The sequence below is a fragment of the Denitrobaculum tricleocarpae genome (genome assembly GCF_007004665.1).
In the GTDB taxonomy this organism is placed as follows: Bacteria; Pseudomonadota; Alphaproteobacteria; order Kiloniellales; family Kiloniellaceae; genus Denitrobaculum; species Denitrobaculum tricleocarpae.
Genome location: NZ_ML660052.1, coordinates 306,657 through 327,054, shown reverse-complemented (window position 1 = coordinate 327,054; position 20,398 = coordinate 306,657). Strand labels below are relative to the sequence as shown.

The 20,398-nt window shown below is 59.3% G+C and carries 20 protein-coding genes and 1 tRNA gene; 14 read left to right on the top strand and 7 right to left on the bottom strand.

Features of this window, described 5'->3' with window-relative positions; genetic code table 11:
• Positions 1–44: 44 nt before the first annotated feature.
• A complete protein-coding gene (locus FKG95_RS01495) occupies positions 45–248 on the top strand; it encodes a hypothetical protein (protein ID WP_142894460.1) in 204 nt (67 codons plus the stop codon).
• On the opposite strand, the gene FKG95_RS01490 is transcribed toward FKG95_RS01495, so the two are convergent.
• Positions 235–311 (bottom strand) — tRNA-Arg (locus FKG95_RS01490). The genes FKG95_RS01495 and FKG95_RS01490 overlap by 14 nt on opposite strands.
• Before the next feature lie 361 nt (positions 312–672).
• On the opposite strand from FKG95_RS01490, the gene FKG95_RS01485 reads away from it, so the two are divergent.
• The 4 genes from FKG95_RS01485 to FKG95_RS01470 are packed head-to-tail and all read left to right on the top strand — an operon-like array spanning position 673 to position 5,878.
• Positions 673–1,935, top strand: a complete 1,263-nt coding sequence (locus FKG95_RS01485) for a sarcosine oxidase subunit beta family protein (RefSeq protein WP_142894458.1) — start codon at positions 673–675, stop codon at positions 1,933–1,935.
• A 31-nt stretch (positions 1,936–1,966) separates the two neighbouring features.
• On the top strand, positions 1,967–2,275 hold the full coding sequence (locus FKG95_RS01480) for a sarcosine oxidase subunit delta (protein WP_142894456.1): 309 nt from the start codon (positions 1,967–1,969) through the stop codon (positions 2,273–2,275).
• Positions 2,272–5,286 (top strand): sarcosine oxidase subunit alpha family protein, encoded by a 3,015-nt coding sequence (locus FKG95_RS01475; protein ID WP_142894454.1) that lies wholly within the window; start codon positions 2,272–2,274, stop codon positions 5,284–5,286. Before FKG95_RS01480 ends, FKG95_RS01475 begins: the two co-directional genes overlap by 4 nt.
• Entirely contained in the window at positions 5,279–5,878 is a 600-nt protein-coding gene (locus FKG95_RS01470; protein ID WP_179953873.1) for a sarcosine oxidase subunit gamma, read from the top strand. Before FKG95_RS01475 ends, FKG95_RS01470 begins: the two co-directional genes overlap by 8 nt.
• Positions 5,879–5,883: 5 nt before the next feature.
• On the opposite strand, the gene FKG95_RS01465 is transcribed toward FKG95_RS01470, so the two are convergent.
• Positions 5,884–6,810: a LysR family transcriptional regulator gene (locus FKG95_RS01465; RefSeq protein WP_142894450.1), complete on the bottom strand. Its 927-nt coding sequence runs from the start codon at positions 6,808–6,810 to the stop codon at positions 5,884–5,886.
• 100 nt (positions 6,811–6,910) lie between these two features.
• On the opposite strand from FKG95_RS01465, the gene FKG95_RS01460 reads away from it, so the two are divergent.
• Entirely contained in the window at positions 6,911–7,576 is a 666-nt protein-coding gene (locus FKG95_RS01460; RefSeq protein WP_142894448.1) for a DsbA family oxidoreductase, read from the top strand.
• Between the two features lie 78 nt (positions 7,577–7,654).
• Positions 7,655–8,830 carry an FAD binding domain-containing protein gene (locus tag FKG95_RS01455; protein ID WP_142894446.1) on the top strand — a complete coding sequence of 392 codons (1,176 nt, stop codon included), beginning with the start codon at positions 7,655–7,657 and terminating at the stop codon, positions 8,828–8,830.
• Positions 8,831–8,878: 48 nt separating this feature from the next.
• Here the strand turns inward: FKG95_RS01455 and FKG95_RS01450 are convergent, their stop codons facing one another.
• Positions 8,879–9,166, bottom strand: a complete 288-nt coding sequence (locus FKG95_RS01450; protein WP_142894444.1) for a hypothetical protein — start codon at positions 9,164–9,166, stop codon at positions 8,879–8,881.
• A gap of 213 nt (positions 9,167–9,379) precedes the next feature.
• Between FKG95_RS01450 and FKG95_RS01445 the strand changes: the two genes are divergently transcribed.
• The 4 genes from FKG95_RS01445 to FKG95_RS01430 all read left to right on the top strand — a co-directional run bounded on the left by FKG95_RS01445 (position 9,380) and on the right by FKG95_RS01430 (position 12,968).
• Positions 9,380–10,354: a LysR family transcriptional regulator gene (locus FKG95_RS01445; RefSeq protein ID WP_142894442.1), complete on the top strand. Its 975-nt coding sequence runs from the start codon at positions 9,380–9,382 to the stop codon at positions 10,352–10,354.
• A gap of 375 nt (positions 10,355–10,729) precedes the next feature.
• Complete coding sequence (locus FKG95_RS01440; protein WP_246116648.1) at positions 10,730–11,833, top strand: hypothetical protein; 1,104 nt, start codon at positions 10,730–10,732, stop codon at positions 11,831–11,833.
• A gap of 152 nt (positions 11,834–11,985) precedes the next feature.
• Positions 11,986–12,447 carry a GNAT family N-acetyltransferase gene (locus tag FKG95_RS01435; protein WP_142894438.1) on the top strand — a complete coding sequence of 154 codons (462 nt, stop codon included), beginning with the start codon at positions 11,986–11,988 and terminating at the stop codon, positions 12,445–12,447.
• Between the two features lie 101 nt (positions 12,448–12,548).
• Positions 12,549–12,968, top strand: coding sequence for a VOC family protein (locus tag FKG95_RS01430; RefSeq protein ID WP_142894436.1), 420 nt, complete (start codon positions 12,549–12,551; stop codon positions 12,966–12,968).
• Positions 12,969–13,011: 43 nt separating this feature from the next.
• On the opposite strand, the gene FKG95_RS01425 is transcribed toward FKG95_RS01430, so the two are convergent.
• A complete protein-coding gene (locus FKG95_RS01425) occupies positions 13,012–14,157 on the bottom strand; it encodes an aminotransferase class V-fold PLP-dependent enzyme (RefSeq protein ID WP_142894434.1) in 1,146 nt (381 codons plus the stop codon).
• Positions 14,158–14,481: 324 nt separating this feature from the next.
• Here FKG95_RS01425 and FKG95_RS01420 point away from each other — a divergent pair, with 324 nt between their 5' ends.
• Positions 14,482–14,916 carry a DUF4864 domain-containing protein gene (locus FKG95_RS01420; protein WP_142894432.1) on the top strand — a complete coding sequence of 145 codons (435 nt, stop codon included), beginning with the start codon at positions 14,482–14,484 and terminating at the stop codon, positions 14,914–14,916.
• Positions 14,917–15,080: 164 nt separating this feature from the next.
• Positions 15,081–15,560: a xanthine phosphoribosyltransferase gene (gene gpt, locus FKG95_RS01415; protein ID WP_142894430.1), complete on the top strand. Its 480-nt coding sequence runs from the start codon at positions 15,081–15,083 to the stop codon at positions 15,558–15,560.
• Positions 15,561–15,606: 46 nt separating this feature from the next.
• Here the strand turns inward: gpt and panC are convergent, their stop codons facing one another.
• Together panC and panB are read right to left on the bottom strand one after the other, a co-directional pair.
• A complete protein-coding gene (panC, locus tag FKG95_RS01410) occupies positions 15,607–16,524 on the bottom strand; it encodes a pantoate--beta-alanine ligase (RefSeq protein WP_142894428.1) in 918 nt (305 codons plus the stop codon).
• Positions 16,514–17,380, bottom strand: a complete 867-nt coding sequence (panB, locus tag FKG95_RS01405) for a 3-methyl-2-oxobutanoate hydroxymethyltransferase (RefSeq protein ID WP_218940036.1) — start codon at positions 17,378–17,380, stop codon at positions 16,514–16,516. The genes panC and panB overlap by 11 nt, the downstream gene beginning before the upstream one ends.
• Positions 17,381–17,717: 337 nt before the next feature.
• On the opposite strand from panB, the gene FKG95_RS01400 reads away from it, so the two are divergent.
• Positions 17,718–18,905: a class I SAM-dependent rRNA methyltransferase gene (locus FKG95_RS01400; RefSeq protein WP_142894424.1), complete on the top strand. Its 1,188-nt coding sequence runs from the start codon at positions 17,718–17,720 to the stop codon at positions 18,903–18,905.
• Positions 18,906–18,918: 13 nt separating this feature from the next.
• On the opposite strand, the gene FKG95_RS01395 is transcribed toward FKG95_RS01400, so the two are convergent.
• Complete coding sequence (locus FKG95_RS01395) at positions 18,919–20,355, bottom strand: sensor histidine kinase (RefSeq protein ID WP_142894422.1); 1,437 nt, start codon at positions 20,353–20,355, stop codon at positions 18,919–18,921.
• Positions 20,356–20,398: the final 43 nt, after the last annotated feature.

Below are 20,398 nucleotides of genomic sequence, written 5' to 3'. Positions count from 1 at the left end.
CTGAACTCTGTGAACTTGCTTTCGCGACAGGCAAATGCATGTGGATGGAATACTACATCTGGGATCTGTCGAAAAGTTGCACGGAGCCATATAAAGAATCTGTCGCATCATTAGAGATGATCGCGTCATGGCAGATGGCCATTCTGCGTCTACGTAGCGAAGTAGGCAACCTGCCGAAACGACAAACGCCGAAATTACAACAAGTTGAGCACAATCAATGGCTTGAAAAGGAAATGGCGCGCCCGTAGGGATTCGAACCCCAAACCTCCTGATTCGTAGTCAGGTGCTCTATCCAGTTGAGCTACGGGCACGCCGAGCAACAAAAGTTGCAGCTTCTTGGTGAAGCGGGGCGGACACTACTTTAAGCCTGCCGCTCGTGCAAGCCCCAGAATGACAGAAAATTTACGCCGTCTTTTCGGTGCAATTCCTGTCCGGGAAAGCGCTGATTTCCGCCGAAATTTCAGTGCTACCATCGGCAGTCGCGATTCTAGAGAGCAAAAATACTAATGCTGGCGAATCTCCCGGTTTTTCCCGGATAATCTCACCGGGCCTCGTCTGATCCAGATTTCCCGAAACGGTCGGTGGTTTTCTGCCTTTCAGACGCCGAGAACAGAATGGCACGGATCAGTCGGTCGCGATTTGGACTGTGCGTGAAGCTGGGACAACATAACGATGGGTCATTACTCCGTATTTTCCCTGGTCAAGAACGCCATGACCGGTCACAGGAACTGGCAGCGCGCCTGGCGCTCGCCGGATCCCAAACCGCAGTATGACGTCATCATCGTCGGCGGCGGCGGACACGGTCTGGCCACCGCCTATTATCTGGCCAAGGAACACGGGATTACCAACGTGGCCGTCATCGAAAAGGGCTGGCTGGGCGGCGGCAATGTCGGACGCAATACGACAATTGTGCGCTCAAACTACATGCTGCCGGCCAATACCCGCTTCTACGAATGGAGCATGAAGCTATGGGAAGGCCTGTCTCAGGACCTCAACTACAATGTGATGTTCTCGTCGCGCGGCGTTCTGAACCTCGCTCACACCCCTTCGCAAATAGATGCCTACGCCCGCCGTGGGAATTCCATGCGCCTGCAGGGCGTCGACGCCGAGTTGCTGGACCGGGATCAAGTCGCCAGGATGGTCCCGGGACTCGACGTTTCTGAGACCGCACGCTTCCCGGTTATCGGGGGTCTCTGCCAACCGCGCGGCGGCACGGCACGGCATGACGCGGTGGCGTGGGGCTATGCGCGCGGAGCCAGCGACCGCGGGGTCGATATCATCGAACAGTGCGAAACCACCGGCTTCCTGTTCGACGATCAGGGAAGGGTCAGCGGGGTCAAAACCACGCGGGGCGATATCCAGGCCGCCAAGGTCGGCATAGCAGTCGCAGGCAATACCAGCAACGTGTTGAGAACCGCAGGTGTCGAGAGACTTCCGATAGAAAGCCACGTGTTGCAGGCCTTCGTCTCCGAACCCTTAAAGCCCCTGATTGATACGGTTGTGACCTTTGGCGCGGGACACCTCTACATCTCGCAGTCAGATAAGGGCGGGCTGGTGTTCGGCGGCGATATCGACGGCTATAATTCCTATGCGCAACGCGGCAATCTGCCGATCGTCGAACACGTTGCCGCCATGGCGGTCGCGATGTTTCCGAACCTGAGCCGTTTGCGTTTGCTGCGCCACTGGGGCGGGATCATGGATATGTCCATGGACGGCAGCCCAATCATCACACCCGGACCGCTTGAAGGTCTCTATTTGAATGCGGGCTGGTGTTACGGCGGCTTCAAGGCGACCCCGGCTTCGGGCTGGTGTTTCGCCTGGACCATCGCGAAAGACCGACCGCACGCGCTCAACGCGGACTTCACGCTGGAGCGCTTCCATCAGGGCCGGGTCATCGACGAGCGGGGCGCAGGACCGCAGCCGCGCCTCCATTAATTCAAGTTTTTCGTACCCCGAGGTTTCATCAATGCGTATTCCCTGTCCCATCTGCGGCGAACGTGACGTCGGTGAATTCACCTATGGCGGCGATGCAACAGTCGCCCGTCCGGCCATGGACGAGACCGATCCCGCAGTCTGGAACCGCTTCGTCTACGACCGCGAAAATCCGCGCGGTGCTCACCTGGAATTCTGGCAACACACCGGGGGCTGCCGGGCATGGATCAAGCTGCGGCGCAACGTTCTGACGCACCAGGTTGGCGCCTCAGAACTGGTCGGCCCCTGGTCGAAGCCGTCGGAAAAAGACGCGCAGACCAAAAGACAGGAGCCGGTGGAATGAGCGGATATCGTCTCGAGAACGGCGGCCTCATCGATCGGAGCAAACGGCTCAATTTCACCTTCGACGGCAAGCGTTACGGCGGCTTTTCCGGCGACACGCTTGCGTCCGCCCTGTTGGCCAATGGAGTCTCGCTCTTCGGCCGCAGCTTTAAATATCACCGGCCGCGCGGTGTTTATTCGGCGGGCCCGGAAGAGCCCAATGCCCTGGTTACCCTGCGCAGCGGCGGCCGTTCCGAACCTAATACAAAAGCCACCGTGATTGAGCTCTACGAAGGGCTCCAGGCCAGTAGCCAAAACCGCTGGCCAAACCTGCAGTACGATCTACTCAGTATCAACCAGATCGGCGGTTCGATGTTAGTCGCCGGTTTTTACTATAAAACCTTCATGGGACCGACCCGCAAAGCCTGGATGCTCTACGAGCACTTTATTCGCAAGGCGGCAGGTCTGGGCGCAGCCTCGAAAGAAGCCGACCCGGATCGGCACGAGAAATCCAACCTCTTCTGCGATGTACTGGTGGTGGGCGCCGGCCCGGCTGGTCTGGCAGCCGCCCTCGCAGCAGGACGGGCGGGCGCGCGCGTGGTGCTGGCGGACGAAAACGCACAGGCCGGTGGCGCGTTGCTTAGCGAACAAGAGGAAACAATCGACGGTCTGCCGGCACAGGATTGGGTCGCGCAGAGTCTCGCGGAACTCGCCGCCCTGCCCGACGTCTCGATCATGCCGCGCACCACGGTCTATGGCTACTACGACCATAACGTTCTGGGCGCGGTCGAACGGGTGGCCGATCATCTCGCTACGCCGAACGCCCATCAAGCGCGGCAGAAGCACTGGACCATCCGCTGTGCATCGGTTGTCCTGGCAACCGGGGCCATCGAGCGGCCGATTGTCTTCGACGGTAACGATAAACCCGGCGTCATGCTGGCGGATTCGGCGCGTCGTTTTGCGCAGCGCCAAGGCGTTGCGGTAGGGCGGCAGGTCGTCGTCTTTACCAACAACGACTCGGCCTATCGTGCGGCCCTGGACCTGAAAGACGCCGGCGTCGAAATTGCCGCCATCGTCGATCCGCGGGGCGATATTTCCAGTCCATTAAAAGATGCCGTTCAAAAGCGCGGTATCCGTTTGCTGGCCAGCCACGTCGTCACAGGCGCCAAGGGGAGCAAATCTCTGAAGACAGTCGAAATCGCACCCTTCGATCCGGAAAATCAGACCGTGGGTGAATCCAGGGAGTGGATCGCAGCGGACAGCCTCGCGGTATCCGGTGGCTGGACTCCAACGATCCATCTGGCAAGTCAGGCAGGCGGCAAACCGGTCTTCAACGCAGAAATCGCCTCCTTCGTTCCAGGCGAAGCCCTGCAGAACTGGCATGCCGCAGGTGCTTGCAACGGTGACTTTGCATTGGAAGACTGCTTGTCGGCCGGAGCGAATGCGGGCGCCGTGGCGGCGAGGGACGCCGGGTTTGCATCCGGCACCACAGACGTTTTCGATGTGACGGTCCCCGCACATGCAGGCAGTGGCAGCTCACTTTATCCCCTCTGGGAGATCACGCGCCCGAATGGACCGAAAGGCAAAAAGTTCGTCGACCTGCAACACGATGTCACGGCGGAAGACGTCCGGCTGGCTCAACGCGAGGGCTTCGAGTCCGTCGAGCACCTGAAGCGCTACACCACCCTGGGCATGGCCGCCGATCAGGGCAAAACCTCGAATGTGAACGGGCTTGCACTGATGGCCGCCGCGCTCGAACGCTCGATCCCCGAGGTCGGCACGACACGTTTCCGTCCGCCCTACACACCCGTCGCCCTCGGTGCGCTTGCCGGACGGGAAACGGGTTTTCACATCAGTCCGGTCCGGCGCACGCCTATGCACGATCTGCATGTCAAAGCCGGCGCGGACATGCTCACCGCGGGTCAGTGGATGCGCCCCCAGGTTTACCGCAAGTCGGGAGAGGACGTCTTTGATGCTTATGTCCGGGAAGCCAGGACAGTGCGTGAAGGTGTCGGCATGGTTGACGTCTCCACCCTGGGCAAGATCGATGTTCAAGGACCGGATGCGCAGGAATTCCTCAACCGGGTCTACAGCAACGGCTTTAAAAGCCTCCCGGTCGGCAAGGCGCGCTATGGCCTGATGCTCCGGGAAGACGGATGCCTCTTCGACGACGGAACGACCTGGTGTCTTGGAGAAACTCAATATCTGATGACAACAACAACCGCCAACGCCGCAGGCGTCTTGTCGCATCTGGAGTTTCTGCTCGCGACCGTCTGGCCCGAGATGCGGGTCCAGGTCACCTCCGTCACTGAACAGTGGGCTGGGGTAGCGGTTGCCGGACCCAAAAGCCGCGCCCTCTTGCAAAGTGTGATCAAAGACCTCGATCTCTCCGATGAAGGGGTGCCTTTCATGGGCGTCTACCCCGCAACCCTGGAGGATATTCCGGTACTGGTCGCCCGCCTCTCCTTCTCCGGCGAGCTCGCCTATGAAGTCTACGCCGGATCGAACTACGGCGCGGCGCTATGGGAAAAGCTCATATTGGCGGGTGAAGCCTTCGGCCTGGTGCCCTACGGGACCGAAGCCCTTGGCACGTTGCGCATCGAGAAGGGGCATGTGGCCGGACCGGAACTGGACGGCCGCACGACGGCGAGAGACCTCGGGCTCGGCGGCATGACCTCAAGCAAGAAGCATTACATCGGCCGTCCGCTGATGGAACGCGAAGCGCTGAACGAAGATAACCGGCAGAGGCTGGTCGGCGTGATCTCATCCAATGGAACGCCGCTGAGCGCCGGGTCGCATCTGGTTGAGGGTAAAACCGCGGAGCAGCCTGGCCGCAGTCTCGGGCACGTCTCCTCCACCACCTACAGCCCGGCAATCGACAAGTTTATTGCGCTTGCTCTGCTTGAAGGCGGTCTTGAAACCAACGCCGAGCGCATTCTCTATGCGGCCGACCCTCTGCGGGGCGGTCATGACCCGGTTGAGGTCGTTTCCCCCTGCTTCTTCGACAAAGATGGGAGCCGGATGCATGTCTAGCCTGGTTTATGCTCTTGCAGAAACAGCACGCCCGGGTGTTTACGGTGCGTCCCGTGCGGAAGGACCGGGCCTTGAGCTGCTGGAGCTTCGCCCTGCGACTATGCTGCAGCTCGGCGCCTGGCCGGATACAAAAGGGGCGCTCGAGGCCATCTTGAGCGATCATCTGAAACTCGAGGTTCCCGTAACGCCCGGACAAGCCGCTGTTTCGCCAGAAGGCACGCTCATGGTGATGGCCCCGGGCCGTTATCTGCTGGTGAGCGATAACGGAGATATCACACAGAGTCTGTTGGAAAAGATCGCGGTCGAGACCGGTGTCCTCACCGACCTCAGTCATGCCCGGGCCGGGATCAGAATCAGTGGGCGCAATGCAGCGGACGTACTGCTCAAGGGCGTCGTAATCGATCTCGATATCAGGGCCTTCACGGTGGGATCGGTGGCTCAAAGCAGCTTTCACCATGTGGGCCTGACGCTGCACAGGAAAGACGAAACGACATTCGATCTCTTCGTGTTTCGCGGTTTCGCGGTCTCTTTCTGGGAAGCCCTAACCGACGCGGCTTTGGAATACGGATACGAGGTGATGACTCCGGCTTGAACGGGCTAGGTCTGAGCCGCTCTGTCCCAATAGGGTGGAGATCCAAAACGCTGGGCCAGGAAGTCGATGAAGGCCTTGACCTTTTTCGAACCGCGTCGGTTGGGCAAATAGACGGCGTGGATTCCCTCAACCGACTCGCCGGCGTTTACCTCCCAATCGTCCAAGAGTCTGCACAAGCGACCTGCTTCAACGTCAGCCCCTATCAGCCAGCTGGGCATCAGAATGACCCCCGCGCCGTCAATTGCAGCGGTGCGCAACATCTCGGAGTTGTTGGCCCGCAGGCGGCCTTTCACGCGCACCGATTGTCCGCCTGACGGACCCGCGAATTTCCAGTGTTGATCACCCTTGCTATAGGAAAAGGTCAGGCAATCATGCTCCGTGAGGTCAGATGGCGCACGCGGTGTGCCGTGCTCTTCGAGGTAAGCCGGGCTGGCACAGAGCACACGGCGGTGCGGCGCCAGCTTTCGCGCCACGAGACTGGACGAGGTCAGGCTGCCGATCCGGACGGCCAGATCGACGCGCTCCTCAACGAGGCTCACCAGGCCGTCGCTCAAGAACAGATCGAGTTCGATGTCCGGACAGGCCCGCAAGAACTCCGGGATCGCGGGTGCGATGTGAAGCCGGGCAAAAGCAACCGGCAGCGAGATCCGAAGGAGACCGCGCGGAGGCCCCTCCCGTTCACTGACGCTCCGGTTGGCTTCTTCCAAATCCTCAAGAATCCGAACCGCCTGTTCGAAGTAGCGCGCGCCGGCATCGGTCAGCGTGACACTGCGTGTCGAGCGATTGAGAAGCAGGGTGCCGAGATGTGTCTCCAACGCGTTTACCTGACGCGTCAAGGACGACGTGGCCATCCCCATGCCGCGCGCGGCCTTGGCAAATCCGCCCTCCTCGACGACCGACACGAAGCCCTTACAGGCTGCAAAAAAATCCATCCACCAACCTTTGCATAAAACGCAACAATATTAGCTATTTTTGCCATATTATCATCAATGATGATCAATGCCATCTTCCTGATCAGAAAGGAGACGCGAAATGTCTATTTCAGTGAAGATGACATCGGATTTTATCTGCCCCTGGTGCCTCATCGGCGAGAGCCGCTTGTTTAAGGCCATCGAGATGCTTCCCGAGGGAATCGAGGTAGACGTGCAGTGGCTGCCGTTCGAGCTCAATCCCGATATGCAAAAGGAAGGGATGAACCGGAAGGTATACCGCTCACTCAAGTTCGGGAGCTGGGAAAAATCGCAAGCACTCGACGCCCACACCGTCGCGGCCGGAAAGGCGGACGGCATTACCTTCGACTATGACCGTATGGAGGTCACGCCGAACACCCTCGCAGCCCACCGGCTGTCCTGGCTGGCCGCACAGGAAGGCCGGCAACGCGAAGTGATTGAGGGCCTTTTACGCGCTTACTTCAGCAAGGGCCGCGACATTGGCGATCACGACGTTCTTGTTGAAATCGCATGTGAGGCGGGCCTCGACGAAAAAAGCGTGCGCCAATTCCTCGAGAGCGACGACGGTACAGACTCTGTCCGCTCCCTGGAGGCGTCCGCCACGGCGAAGGCTGTTCAAGGTGTCCCGCATTTCGATATCGAAGGGATCACCGTCACGGGGGCACAAAGGCCGGAAAAACTGCGGCAGGCGATCCTGGACGCTCACACGCGGAAGGCCCGCGATACCTCCGTGCAACACCATGCCTGACTCCCATACCGCAGCAATCGACTTGCTTCCGGCGCAACGCCTGCCGTCTGCGCCGGGTTTCTTAACGAGGTACGAATCATGACAAACAGCAAATCCGCGCCAAAGCGAAAGGCCATCGTCATCGGTGGATCGCTTGGTGGCCTCTTCGCAGGCAACATGCTCAAAAGATCCGGCTGGGAGGTCGATATCTATGAACGCTCCAGGCATGACCTGGACAGCCGGGGCGGCGGAATCGTTCTGCAGCCTGATGTTGTGGAAATCATGCGCCAAACGGGACTGGATACGGCCTCCATCGATCTGGGTGTAAAGTCGAGATACCGGACAGTTTTCCGACCGGACGGTTCGCTGCTCAGCCAGCAGTTTGCACCGCAGACGCAAACATCGTGGTCGCTGATCTACAGCTCTATGAAATCGGTATTTGGGGATGCGCAGTATCATCGGGGCAAGACCCTGGTTGCGGTCACCCAGGACGAAGCCGCAAAAACCGTCACGGCCCGGTTTGAAGACGGCTCGGAGGCGACCGGCGACCTCTTGGTCGGAGCCGACGGCAACGGTTCAAGTGTGCGCCAACTTCTCTGGCCCAACGCGCACCCAAGCTACACTGGCTACCTCGCCTGGCGCGGTCTGGTCCCGGAGGATGAAATGCCCGAGACCGCACGCCGGTCTTTGCATGGTGACTTTGGTTTCGCCAACAGCACGGGATCTCACATCCTTGGTTATCTTGTGCCCGGCGCGCAGAACGACGCACGAGAAGGCCACCGGCTTTATAACTGGGTTTGGTATCGGGTCGCCGACGACGAAAGACTTCGCGACATCATGACGGACCTCGATGGCCGTAATCGTGGCTTCGCAATGCCCGAGGGCAAGCTGGCACCCAAATGGCAGGAGCACCTCTATGCCGAGGCAGACAAACTGCTGCCTCCCGGGTTCCGGGACGTTGTCAAAGCCACGCAAGCGCCTTTCGCGCAGGCGATCAGAGATCTCAAGATTGAGACCATGGTCAAAGGCCGGGTCATTCTGCTCGGCGACGCCGCTTTCATTCCACGCCCGCATACGGCTGCCAGCACATCGAAGGCCGCCGCCAATGCTCTCGCACTGGCGGACGCCATCAAAGACACCCCAGGGGATCTGGACCTGGCGCTGGCAAACTGGGAGCCGCAACAACTTACGCTCGGCAGGCATCTCTTCGAACAGGGCACCCGCGCCGGAGACTATCTCTTGTTCCAGAAACCGCCGGTCTCACCCGTGGGATAGCGCACCTGCGTTCTGAGCGAGGAGAGGTCCCGTCGCGGTCCCCTACGCTCATTCGTTCTTCCGGTCTCCGAATCGCCGGAACAGATAGGTGGCGGACAGCATGAAGCCCATGCAAAGAAGAACGAACAGTCCACCGAGGGTCAACTGATTCACCCCCGAGATCAGCCCCTCGAGCAACATCCAAAGCCCGCACAGAGGAAAGGCGAAGGTAAAGGCCGGACCGGCACCTATCCCCGGTATCAAGGCGTCTCCATCGGTAATGAAAAAGAGGAAACCGTACACCACCAGCCAGAGTGCCATGGGGGTCAACATCAGGACTGTGATCCAGGTGGGCATGCCGATAGTCTCCAGTTCCGCTTCGTCGCACGCCAAAAGAGAGGTGACGTCACCTTGGCGTTTTCATAAGTCGTCGCTCGCGCTGGAAGGGTTCAATAATTCTCGGGTCTCAGCTTGCAGACACGCGGAATTTGACTGATGCGCGCGGAAAGGTCACAAGTCATGCGATGCCTGTTACTCCGGGCTGGGCAGAAACACGACTGGGCGTTCTAAATGGAGTTCCCTACCGGCTTCGATTTGAAAGCGATCCGAACCTTCACCTTTGTGGTGGAGCTCGGCGGTATGACGCAGGCCGCCCAGCGGTTGGAGATGACTCAGTCCAGTGTGTCACAAACCATCAGTAACCTGGAAGAAGCCATCGGATCGGCTTTGTTCGACCGTACGGTCCGCCCCATTGCCCTCACCCCCACCGGGGTTACACTCTACGATCACAGCCGCGACATCCTCGCCGCCGCGGGCGATACCTTGCAGGCCTTGCGCGAACAACAGGGGCGCCGCTTGACCAGCCTGACGCTCGGGATGCCCGAGAGTTTTGCCAACACTGTCGGACCTATGCTCGCGGAGAGCCTCGATCGTTATGCCAGCCGCTGGCGCATCTGGTCCGGTATCTCACCGGAAAACCATGATGCGCTCATGAACCACGCGGTGGACATGATCGTGACGACCAGCGACGAACTCGATTCGCTGGAAGGATTGGAGATCCACCCGCTGCTGGAAGAACCTTTCGTACTGGTCTTTCCGGCAGACTATAAGCACCCTGCCACAGGCTTGGAGGCACATACGGATTTGCGTTTTATCCGCTACTCCCTGCGGTCCGCCATCGGCCGCCAGGTGGAGCGGCAGATCAACCGGCTGCGTCTGAACCTCCCAATCACGGCGGAGTTCGACACCGCATCCGGACAGCTGGCAGCCGTCGCGGCCGGCACGGGATGGAGCGTCACGACACCGCTTTGCCTCTTGCAGGAGTACGCAAAAGTCGGTGAGCAGGTTCGGGTCGAACCGATCAAACGGGGTCAGTTTTCGCGCAGCTTGAAACTCATTGCGCGGAAGGGTGCGCTCGGCGACGTCCCGCGATCGATTGCCGGCGAATCCAGAAAAATCTTACAGAACAAGGGACTCGAACTTCTCTTTGAACGGCATCCCTGGATTCGGAATTTGATTGTCTGGCCCGAGAGGCAAACCGGCTAGAGAGCGAACAACACTCACAAAGCGAGAATCCAACAGCCTGAATTTCACCGCCTGATGGACAGAAATGTGGTTAATGATCTGAAATCTTAATCTTGCTTTAACGTGCAAACGCCTAAAATATCTCGCAAAACAATGGTTGCATGAGGCTGAATCTCCTAGGAAATGCCACTTGTTCCCTTTTGGCCCTTCAAGTAGTATCGGCCAACGACGAGGGGGTCGGGCTGCACTTTTCTTGTCTCGATTCGGCTAGTGCTGCCCCCAAGATATTTGACGGATTACTCAATGGCAGTAAGAGACGCGATTCTCGCGCGCAGAGCCGCTTTCGTATTCAGTGCTTTCGTGATGTTAGGGGGATGTTCCTTTTCGGAGGATACATTGTGGCCTTCACTTTCTCCCGAAGAGTCCGAAGCAAATGCAACGCAGGCAGCTGACGAAGCCGCAAGCGATGCGCAGACCGCCGCTGCGCAGGCCGGCGAATCCGCCGTTGCCGCGAGCAGCACGAATTCCGGCGCCCCGCCAATCCTGGGAACCACTGTTTTCGAAGCACCGGGCGTAACGCCAGGTGAACCGACCGGCACCCATGTCGGCAAAAAAATCCAGGAGTTGCGCGGTGATCTCTCGCGGCTGCAGACCCGGGTAACATCCCACAACAATTCACTGCAGAGCGAGCGGGCGCGGGCGCGTGGAAGCGCAGGTGCATATCACGGTCTCGTGGGGGCAATGAACACCCGCTTGCAGGTCGGCACGACCCCGGGCAACCCCATCATGGTGAACCAGTGGAACCAGGCGCAGCGCGAGCTTGAGAAGGTCGGCGATTCGATCGCAACCCTCAACAGTCTCTCCAGTGAAGCCTCGTCGACATCCGCGCTTGCCGCCTTCATGCTCGAATCGACCCGGGCGACTTTCGAACTGCGTGGCGCGCTGGAGGAAGATCACCGGCAGCTCGCTGTTCTGGAAGACGAGGTCAACCAGACCGTGGTCATTATCGATCGCTTGCTCAACGAATTGACCGATGACGTCGCCCGCTCGCAGAACTACTTCTCGGGCGAACGCGCAAATCTGACCGCGATGCAGGTCGCCATCGACAACGGCGAATACATCGGCGGCAGCCTCGCCAGCCGCGCCTTCGGTGTGCCTGCCCCACCGCCTCAGGGCGGCGCCGCAGGCCTGGTCGGACAGCGTCAGCCGCTGGTCATTATTCGCTTTGACCGCCCGGACGTAGCCTACGAGCAGGCGTTGTTCACGGCGGTAAGCCGCGCTTTGGAGCGCCGACCGAATTCAGGTTTCGATCTGGTTTCCGTTGCCCCCGGTGTCGGAAATCCGGCGCAGGTTGCCCTCGCGACCAACGCATCACGCCGGAACGCGGAAGGTGTTCTACGCTCCCTGACAAACATGGGATTGGCTGCGGATCGCGTGAGCCTCTCTGCGACAAGCAGCCCAGCGGCCAGGGTCTCCGAGGTACACGTTTACGTCCGCTAACGGACCGCTAAAGATACCAGCGTAGCGCAATCGACGGCCGCTGGCATATCGTCTCTAAAACGGCCCTTGAATGTTCAGACGAGAGTCTCACTTTTCAAGGGCTGTTTTTTTGCGCGGGTCGGCGTCTTCCTGGCTTTCTGAGAGGCTGCAGCATGTCCTCCATCGAGATACAACCACTGGCGTCTTACCCCGAACTGGTTGAAATCTGCGCGGCCTGGAATTTGAACGAATTCGGCGCGTCGGAGGACTGGGGACTTGAGGAGTTGACCGGCGCATTGCGCGGGATCATCGAAAAGGACAGCGGCGAGCTGGCCTTGATCGCACACTGCGACGGCCTGCCTGCAGGCTTTGTGTTGCTGATCGAATGCGATCTCGAATCTCACAGCCACCTCAAACCCTGGCTCGCAAGCCTCGTGGTAGCCAGACCGTTCCAGCGGCGAGGAATTGGCCGTGCCCTGGTCGCAGCGATCGAGGCCGCTGCAGCCCGGCGCGGCGACAAGGAGCTCTTTCTCTACTCATCGATACCCGACTATTACCGGCCTCTTGGGTGGCATTTTCTCGAGGAATTGGAAAAAGAAGACCGGCGCTTCGAAATCATGTCGAAAAGACTTTGAAGTGCGGATAGGCCTGACCACCAGTCCCTTTCCACCCTGCAACGGCGTATGTAAAGTTTAGCCGGAAGGCGCTGCCACCGAGCAGGAAGAAAGGAAAGGCAATGAGTACCGGCTTCGACATAACCGGCCTCGATCACGTTGTTTTACGAATAACTGACCTCGCGGTCTCGCAGGCATTTTACGAGCAGGTCCTGGGCTGCAGTGTCGAGCGGGTTCAGGCGGAAATCGGCCTGACGCAGTTACGGGCAGGCCGCTCCCTGATTGATCTGGTTCCAGTGGATGGCACACTTGGTAAGATCGGCGGAGCCGCGCCCGGCGCTGAGGGGCGCAATGTCGACCATATATGTCTTGCTATCCTGCCGTTCGACGAAGCCAAACTACGGGCTCACCTGGAAGCGCATGGTGTCGAAATTCTCGATGAAGGCTTGCGCTACGGCGCCGAAGGAAAAGGCCCGTCGTTCTACATCCAGGATCCGGACGGGAATACGGTAGAGCTGAAGGGGCCTGCCATTCCGGAATGACAGCGGTGACGGCGAAGGAAGGCCCGCCCTCCCCCCTTATCATTCAGCGCAGGTTGGTTTTGTCGAGGATCTGGCCGAGGGCTTTTTCCAGGCTTGCGACCGACCGATCGACGTTGTGAAGCTTGTCCAGACCAAAGAGGCCCAGACGGAAGGTCCGGAAATCTTCCGGCTCGTCACACTGGAGAGGGACTCCCGCAGCAATCTGCATTCCCTGGGCCGCAAACTTCTTGCCGTTCTGAATCTCGGCATCGTCGGTGTAACAGACCACCACACCCGGCGCTTCAAAGCCCGGCGCCGCGACAGACTTGAAGCCTTTCCCGGCGAGCAGCGCACGGACCCGGTCACCGAGTTCCTGCTGTTCAGCCCGGACTTTCTCAAAGCCGTAAGCCTCGGTCTCCTTCATGGCGTCGCGAAAGGCGGCAAGAGCGTCGGTCGGCATGGTTGCGTGATAGGCATGGCCGCCGTTCAAATAGGCCTCCATGATCTGCAGCCACTTTTTCAGGTCACAAGCGAAGCTGGAACTGGCGGTCCCGTCGATCTTCTCGCGCGCCAATTCGCTCAGCATCACAAGTCCGCTGCAAGGCGACGCGCTCCAGCCCTTTTGGGGCGCGGAGATCAAGACGTCGACTCCAACAGCCTTCATGTCGACCCAGATCGTACCGGATGCAATGCAGTCCAAGACAAAGAGCCCACCCACCGCATGGACCGCTTCGCTAACCTTGCGAATATAGTCGTCGGGCAGGATCATCCCAGCTGAGGTCTCCACATGAGGCGCAAAAACCATCGCCGGTTTCTCCGCATGAATGGCCGCCACGACCTCCTCGACCGGAACCGGTGTAAAAGGGACCTGATGACCTTCCCCCGTCTGCCGGGCTTTCAGTACAATCGATTCGGAGGGAATACTGCCTGCATCAAAAATCTGGGACCAACGGAAGCTGAACCAACCATTGCGGATGACAAGGCACTTTTTTCCGGAAGCAAACTGCCGGGCGACGGCTTCCATGCCATAGGTTCCTCCGCCGGGAACAACGACGACGGCATGAGCATTGTAGACCTGCTTCAGCGTCTCGGAGATATCCCGCATGACGGCCTGGAAGGATTGCGACATGTGATTGAGCGAACGGTCAGTGAAAACGACTGAATATTCGAGAAGCCCGTCGGGGTCGACGTTAGGCAGCAGGCCGGTCATGCGTTCCTCCAGGAAGTAAAGACGGAATTTTACCCTGCTCGCATGACTATTGGAAATTATGCCAAGGAACAAGCAAGGACTGATAGAGTGAGCCGCAGCTCAAAAAACATGAACTGATTTATTCCTGTCCAAATCTCCGTTCACTGCAGATAAGGGCATGAATTCGTTGAATATTGAAAGACTAAAGACGCCTCTCAACTATCCAACTTCACGACCGAACAAGTCGCAAGACTGGTCACAGTCGGCCAAAAACACCAGTTCATCTGTCACAGGCTGTCTCGTACTGGTGCAGTCTTTCTCACACTGAGCTGGAGGCCGGTAACGATGATAAAATCACTGTTTTTAGCTGTAGCGTTTGTTCTGACAGCGTCTTTTTCTGCTTTGAAAGCGGAAGAGGCTCCAGTTCCGACCAGCGACCAAACGGCCATTCGCAGTGTGATCGAGGCCCAGCTTGAAGCCTTCCAGCGCGACGACGGACTGACAGCATTCTCCTACGCCTCTCCGACCATCAAACAGATTTTCGGCACGCCGGAACGGTTTATGTCCATGGTGCGGAGCGGCTATCCCGCAGTGTATCGGCCGCAAGCGACGGAATTCCGTAAGCTTCATCAGGAAGGCCCCACGCTCGTGCAGGAAATCCGCTTCGTCGGCCCGGACGGTCAGGCGGTGATCGCGCTCTACAGTCTTGTGAAGCAACCCGACGGTAACTGGCTCATCGATGGCGTGGTCATCATCCCGGCACCTGAGCAGGCGGTTTAGAACTGTTCGCCATAACTTTTCTCCCGAAAATCGACTCTACGGCGTTGTCGTAGAGGGCCGCTTTCGATTTAATCCGCCGATCGAAATTCAGAGAAACGCGCGGAAACCTCCAGGAGGCCACGCCAGACGCGTTCTCACAGGTTAGAGATCAGGGAGAATCCGACGTGTCATCCGACCAGCAGCAAAAAACCTTTCCCGTTTCCTGGGAGCAACTTCACCGCGATGCCAAAGCCCTTGCCTGGCGTCTCGTTGCCGAAGGCCCGTGGCAGGGCATCGCAGCGATTACCCGGGGAGGACTGGTTCCAGCCGCAGTCGTCGCACGGGAGCTGGATCTCCGCCTGATCGACACTCTTTGTATTGCAAGCTATGACGACCGGTCGCAGGGTGAGATGCGGATCATCAAGGATGTCCCTGGCGACGGCGACGGCTGGCTGATCATCGACGACCTGGTCGATACCGGCAGAACCGCTCAGGCCGTCAGGGAAATGATGCCAAAGGCCCACTTCGCAACGGTTTACGCCAAGCCTGCGGGGCGTCCGCTGGTGGATAGCTTCATCACCGAAGTCAGCCAGGATACCTGGATCCTGTTCCCGTGGGATATGGAGCTGCAGTCGGTTCCCCCGATCATCCACACAAGCCGGTAAGAGCCGCAAGCCGGCCCAGACCCGGCCCAGACAAAACCATTTCGGTTTAATCCCGAGTTGCGGGGAGCTTCACGGGCAGATTATCGATGATGCGCGTCGATCCGAGCCAAATGGCGGCAAAGATGCGCGCCGGCCCCTGTGACCGTTCGGCGTCGAAGAGCTCCAGGCTTTGTTCCTCTCTGATCTCCAGGTAGTCGACGGACGTAACGTGAGCCTCCGAGAGTTCCTCGCGAGCGCGCTCCAGCGCAGGTGAGAGCAAGTCGCCCGCCTCGATGGCTGCAACGGTCGAGGACAGCACGCGGTAAAGAGAGACGGCGCGGGCCCGCTCCTCGGGGTTCAAAAGTCGGTTGCGAGAGGACAGCGCGAGACCATCGGCTTCACGGATGGTCGCACCCCCTTTAATGCTGACCGGGATGTTCAGATCACGCACCATGCGCCGGATGATCTGAAGCTGCTGAAAGTCCTTCTCGCCGAAGATTGCAATATCAGGCAAGCTCTGCAGCAGCAGCTTGCTCACCACCGTGCTCACGCCATCAAAATGCCCTGGCCGATGCGCGCCGCAGAGACAAGAGGATAATGCGGGCAGGGAGACAACCGTCTGGAAACCCGGCGGATAGATCTCCCGGACCTCGGGCATATAGAGGAGATCGACGCCCAGCTCCGTCAGTAGCTTGATATCCCGTTCGTTGTCGCTGGGATAGCTCTGCAGATCCTCCGCACGATTGAACTGCTTCGGGTTGACAAAGATGGTCGCGACAACCCGCTCGCAGAGCGCCTGGCCTTCGCGCATCAGGGAAAGATGTCCCTCGTGCAGCGCCCCCATAGTCGGGACCAGTGCGACACGCTCTTTCCGCGCACGCCATCTGGAAACCCGCGCCCGTAAATCCGGAACAGTCCGAACGATTGGCAGGAGAGTGCCGTCGTGGTTGGAGCCAGCCGTATCGCGCTGCTGGTCAGACGACATCGTCGCTCTCCGTTGTCTCTTCAGTCCGTTTCGCCTGCGGCGCCGCGCCAAAGCAGTGTTCAGACGCCGGAAAGCTGCGGGCGCGCACTTCTTTGGCATAAGCGCCGACCGCAACCGATACCTCCGATCCCAGTTCTGCATACCGCTTGACGAACTTGGGCGTGAAGTCCGAGAACAGACCGAGCAGGTCTTCGGTGACCAGGATTTGTCCGTCGCAAGCCGCAGACGCACCAATTCCGATGGTCGGCACCACCACAGCGTTCGTGATCTCGGCAGCCAGCGTCTCAACCACACCTTCAACGACGATCGAGAAAGCACCGGCATCCGCGACTGCCCGCGCGTCGGCCAGAATTCGCGTGGCAGCCTCGGCCGTGCGGCCCTGAGTCCTGAAACCGCCCTGACTGTTGAAGGATTGCGGCAGCAATCCGACATGCCCCATCACGGGAATTCCGCGGGCGGTGAGGAAAGCGATAGTGGCCGCCATTTCCTGCCCGCCCTCCAGCTTTACGGCGGCACAGCCCGTCTCGGCGAGAATCCGCGCAGCATTGCGATAGGCCAACTCTTGCGATTCCTGGTAACTTCCAAAGGGCATGTCGACCACGACACAGGACGAGACCGCCCCTCGAACGACGGCCTTACCGTGCGCGCACATCATCTCGAGCGTGACACCGAGCGTCGTCTCCATCCCATAGATCACCATTCCAAGAGAATCACCCACCAGCAGCACATCAACGTGCGGATCGAGCAGGCGTGAAATCGGCGTGGTGTAGGCTGTCAGGGCGACGATGGGCGTCTGGTTCTTCCGTGCCCTAATTTCTTGTATCGTCGCCGCCTTTGCGGGCTTCTGCGCACTCAATGGCATGTCCTCCTGCAACGGACGGCATTTGCGACCGGAATCGCCGGGTTTACGAAATGGCTGGGTAACGACCGGCTCTGTCGGCTGCACTTTATGCATTGGCCTGTTGCACCGCAAATAGTTTGAGATCGCACATTTCACCGCAACACGCGCCGAATTCGACGGAATTCCGGCGAAAGCGCCGATTGGACTTGTGCAGCGCAACACAGCCATGTCTCCTGGTCTTGTATAGCCGTTCGTCGGGTTTGAACCCACGAATCGAATGAACCGGATTAGTCTCACGGCACAGCTTCACGCCGCCTTACCTTCCGAAAACCAGGCATCACAAGATTCTCCAATGTCAGCCTATCCAGACCTCCGCCTCAAACCCAATGCTCACAAACGGGTCCTGCGCGGTTCACCATGGGTTTTTTCCAACGAACTGGAACTGGACTCTGTTGCAAAAGCGCTCGAACCAGGCGCACTCGTGAACCTCAAGGGCTCGGACGGACATGCTTTGGGCGTCGCCATGTTCAACCGCCACCCCCTCATTGCCGCGCGACTCTTTTCCAGAGACCCGAAGACACAGATTGACACGGCTTTCCTGGCCACTTCCCTGGAGCGCGCGCTGAAGATCCGGGACCGTCTGTTCGAGCGCCCCTACTACCGTTTGATTCACGCGGAAGCCGACGGCTTGCCCGGCATGATTATCGACCGCTTCGGCGACGTGCTGGTGGCTCAGCTCAACACGGCAGGCGCCGAACGCCTGAAGCCTCATTTACTTGAAGCCCTCGATCATGTGCTGGCGCCAAAAACCGTGGTTTTGCGAGACGATTCGCCCGCCCGTCAACTGGAAGGCCTCCCGCCGTCATTCGAAGTCCCGGTCGGACAGCTGGGCGGACGAATAGAGGTTTTCGAGAACGATGCGCGTTACTTTGCCGATCTGGAGAGCGGACAAAAGACCGGCTGGTTTTACGATCAGCGTCTTAACCGCCGCTGGGCCGCCAAGTTCGCCGGCGAAAACCGGGTACTGGACTGCTACTCGTTCAGCGGCGGATTCACGATTCAGGCCGCCCTGGCGGGGGCAAGGGAAGTCGTAACCCTGGACCGCTCGCAAACGGCCATCGACCTGGCTAAAGAGGCCGCCGCCGCCAATGGCGTCGCCGAGGTCTGCCGATTTGTCAAAGGCGATGCCTTTACCCGCTTGGCCGAGCTCGCGAAGAACAAAGAGAGGTTTGAGCTGGTGATCGCCGATCCGCCGGCCTTCGTAAAGACCAAAAAAGATCTGGCGCAGGGCCTGAAGGGCTATCGCAAGGTGGCACGCCTGGCGGCCTCCCTGGTGGCCAGCGGGGGAACGCTCTTTATGGCCTCCTGCTCACATCATGCAGACCCGGCCAGCTTTACCGAACAGGTGAAACGGGGGCTCAATGATGTCGGGCGCCAGGGCAGGATTCTCTATAGCGGCGGTGCGGGTCCGGACCACCCGGTTCATCCGGCGCTGCCGGAAACCGCTTACCTGAAGGCACTTCTGATCGCCCTGGATTAGGTAGTGTGGCTGGTTACGCCGCGGCACGCCCGTTGGTCGTCAGTTTGGGCCGCGACTGTGTCATCGGCAGTATCAGGCAGAAGCAGGTGCCATCGGCATCCGAATTCTCCAACTCAATATCGCCACCGTGGGCACGCATCAGATCGCGCGCGATCGCCAAACCGAGACCGGTACCGTCGACCCGGGCAGATCCCTCAAAGGGCTGAAACAGTTTTTCGCGGGCACGTGGCGGCAGGCCGGGGCCATTGTCCTGGACCACAATCACGAAGCGGTCCCCGGATTGGCGCGCGGTAACCGCAACCTCGGTGGCGCCGGCTTGTATCGCGTTGTGACCCAGGTTCGCGAGGACCCTGAACAGCTGATCTCTATCGGCCTCGACATCAGTTCCAGCCTCAAGGCGGTTGAGCCAAACCGAGGAACCGTCAGCCGGCTCAGGGAGTTCCTCGCCAACGTCCTGTACCAGGTCACGGAGATCGAAGTGACTGAGATCCAGGACCGGCGGCCCTTCGCGCGTGAAATTCAATGTCTGTGCGCAGAGATTGACCGCGCGGTCGATGGCCCGGAGCAATGTCGGGGTTACCCTGCGGACCTCGGGGTCATCACTCCCGGTCAGGCGATCCGACACCAGGACAGCTGTGGCCAGAATGTTTCGGAGATCATGATTGATTTTGGTGACAGCCGTTCCCAGTGCAGCGAGGCGTGTTTTCTGCTGCAACGCGGAGCGCAAGCCTTCCTGCATCGACGTCAGCTCGCGCTGGGCGATACCGATTTCATCCCCACGGTCTGAATGCGGCAGGCTGATCGTGGCGTCTTCGGGCGCTGATCGGAATTCCACCATGCTGCCGGTGATGCGCCGCATCGGACGCACCATCAACCAGTGCAGACTGAGGTAGACCAGTGCAGCGGTAAAGAACGCAATGCCGAACGACAGCGCCAGAATTCGCTGCGAGTAATCCCACATCGCAGCACGCATGGGGGCTTCATCGAGCACCACATCCACCAGAGTGCCGGGATCTTTGGGCGATACTCCGACCACACGCAAGACCCTGTTGTCCGTATGCCAGAGAGACATGAAGGCATCACCGATCAGGCCAAAAAAGGTTCCTCTCCTCAGATCAAACGCGGCATCGACCTCACCGGGCTTGTCGACCATCAGCATGAGTTTGATGCTGTCTTCGGGTTTTGTCAGGGCAACAGAATAGGCGTTCACATGGTCCAGAAGCTCCTGCTCCAGGTCCTTGGTGACCATTTTGTCGTCAGTTGCCTCGAGCGCGAGTATGGCCAGATGACCGGCGGCAAGGCGTCCTTCAAGGAAAGACACCCGGAACCGGCCGATTGAAGGAGCATAGATGAGGACCTCGGACAACATGACGAAGGCAACGGTCAAGATCAGCAGTCTTGCGGAGAGACTTCTGGCTAACGGCGGCAGTTTGAGTCTGTGTCCTGTCATGCCCTGTGCTTAACGCCCGATCATCGGAGATATAGAATCGCGT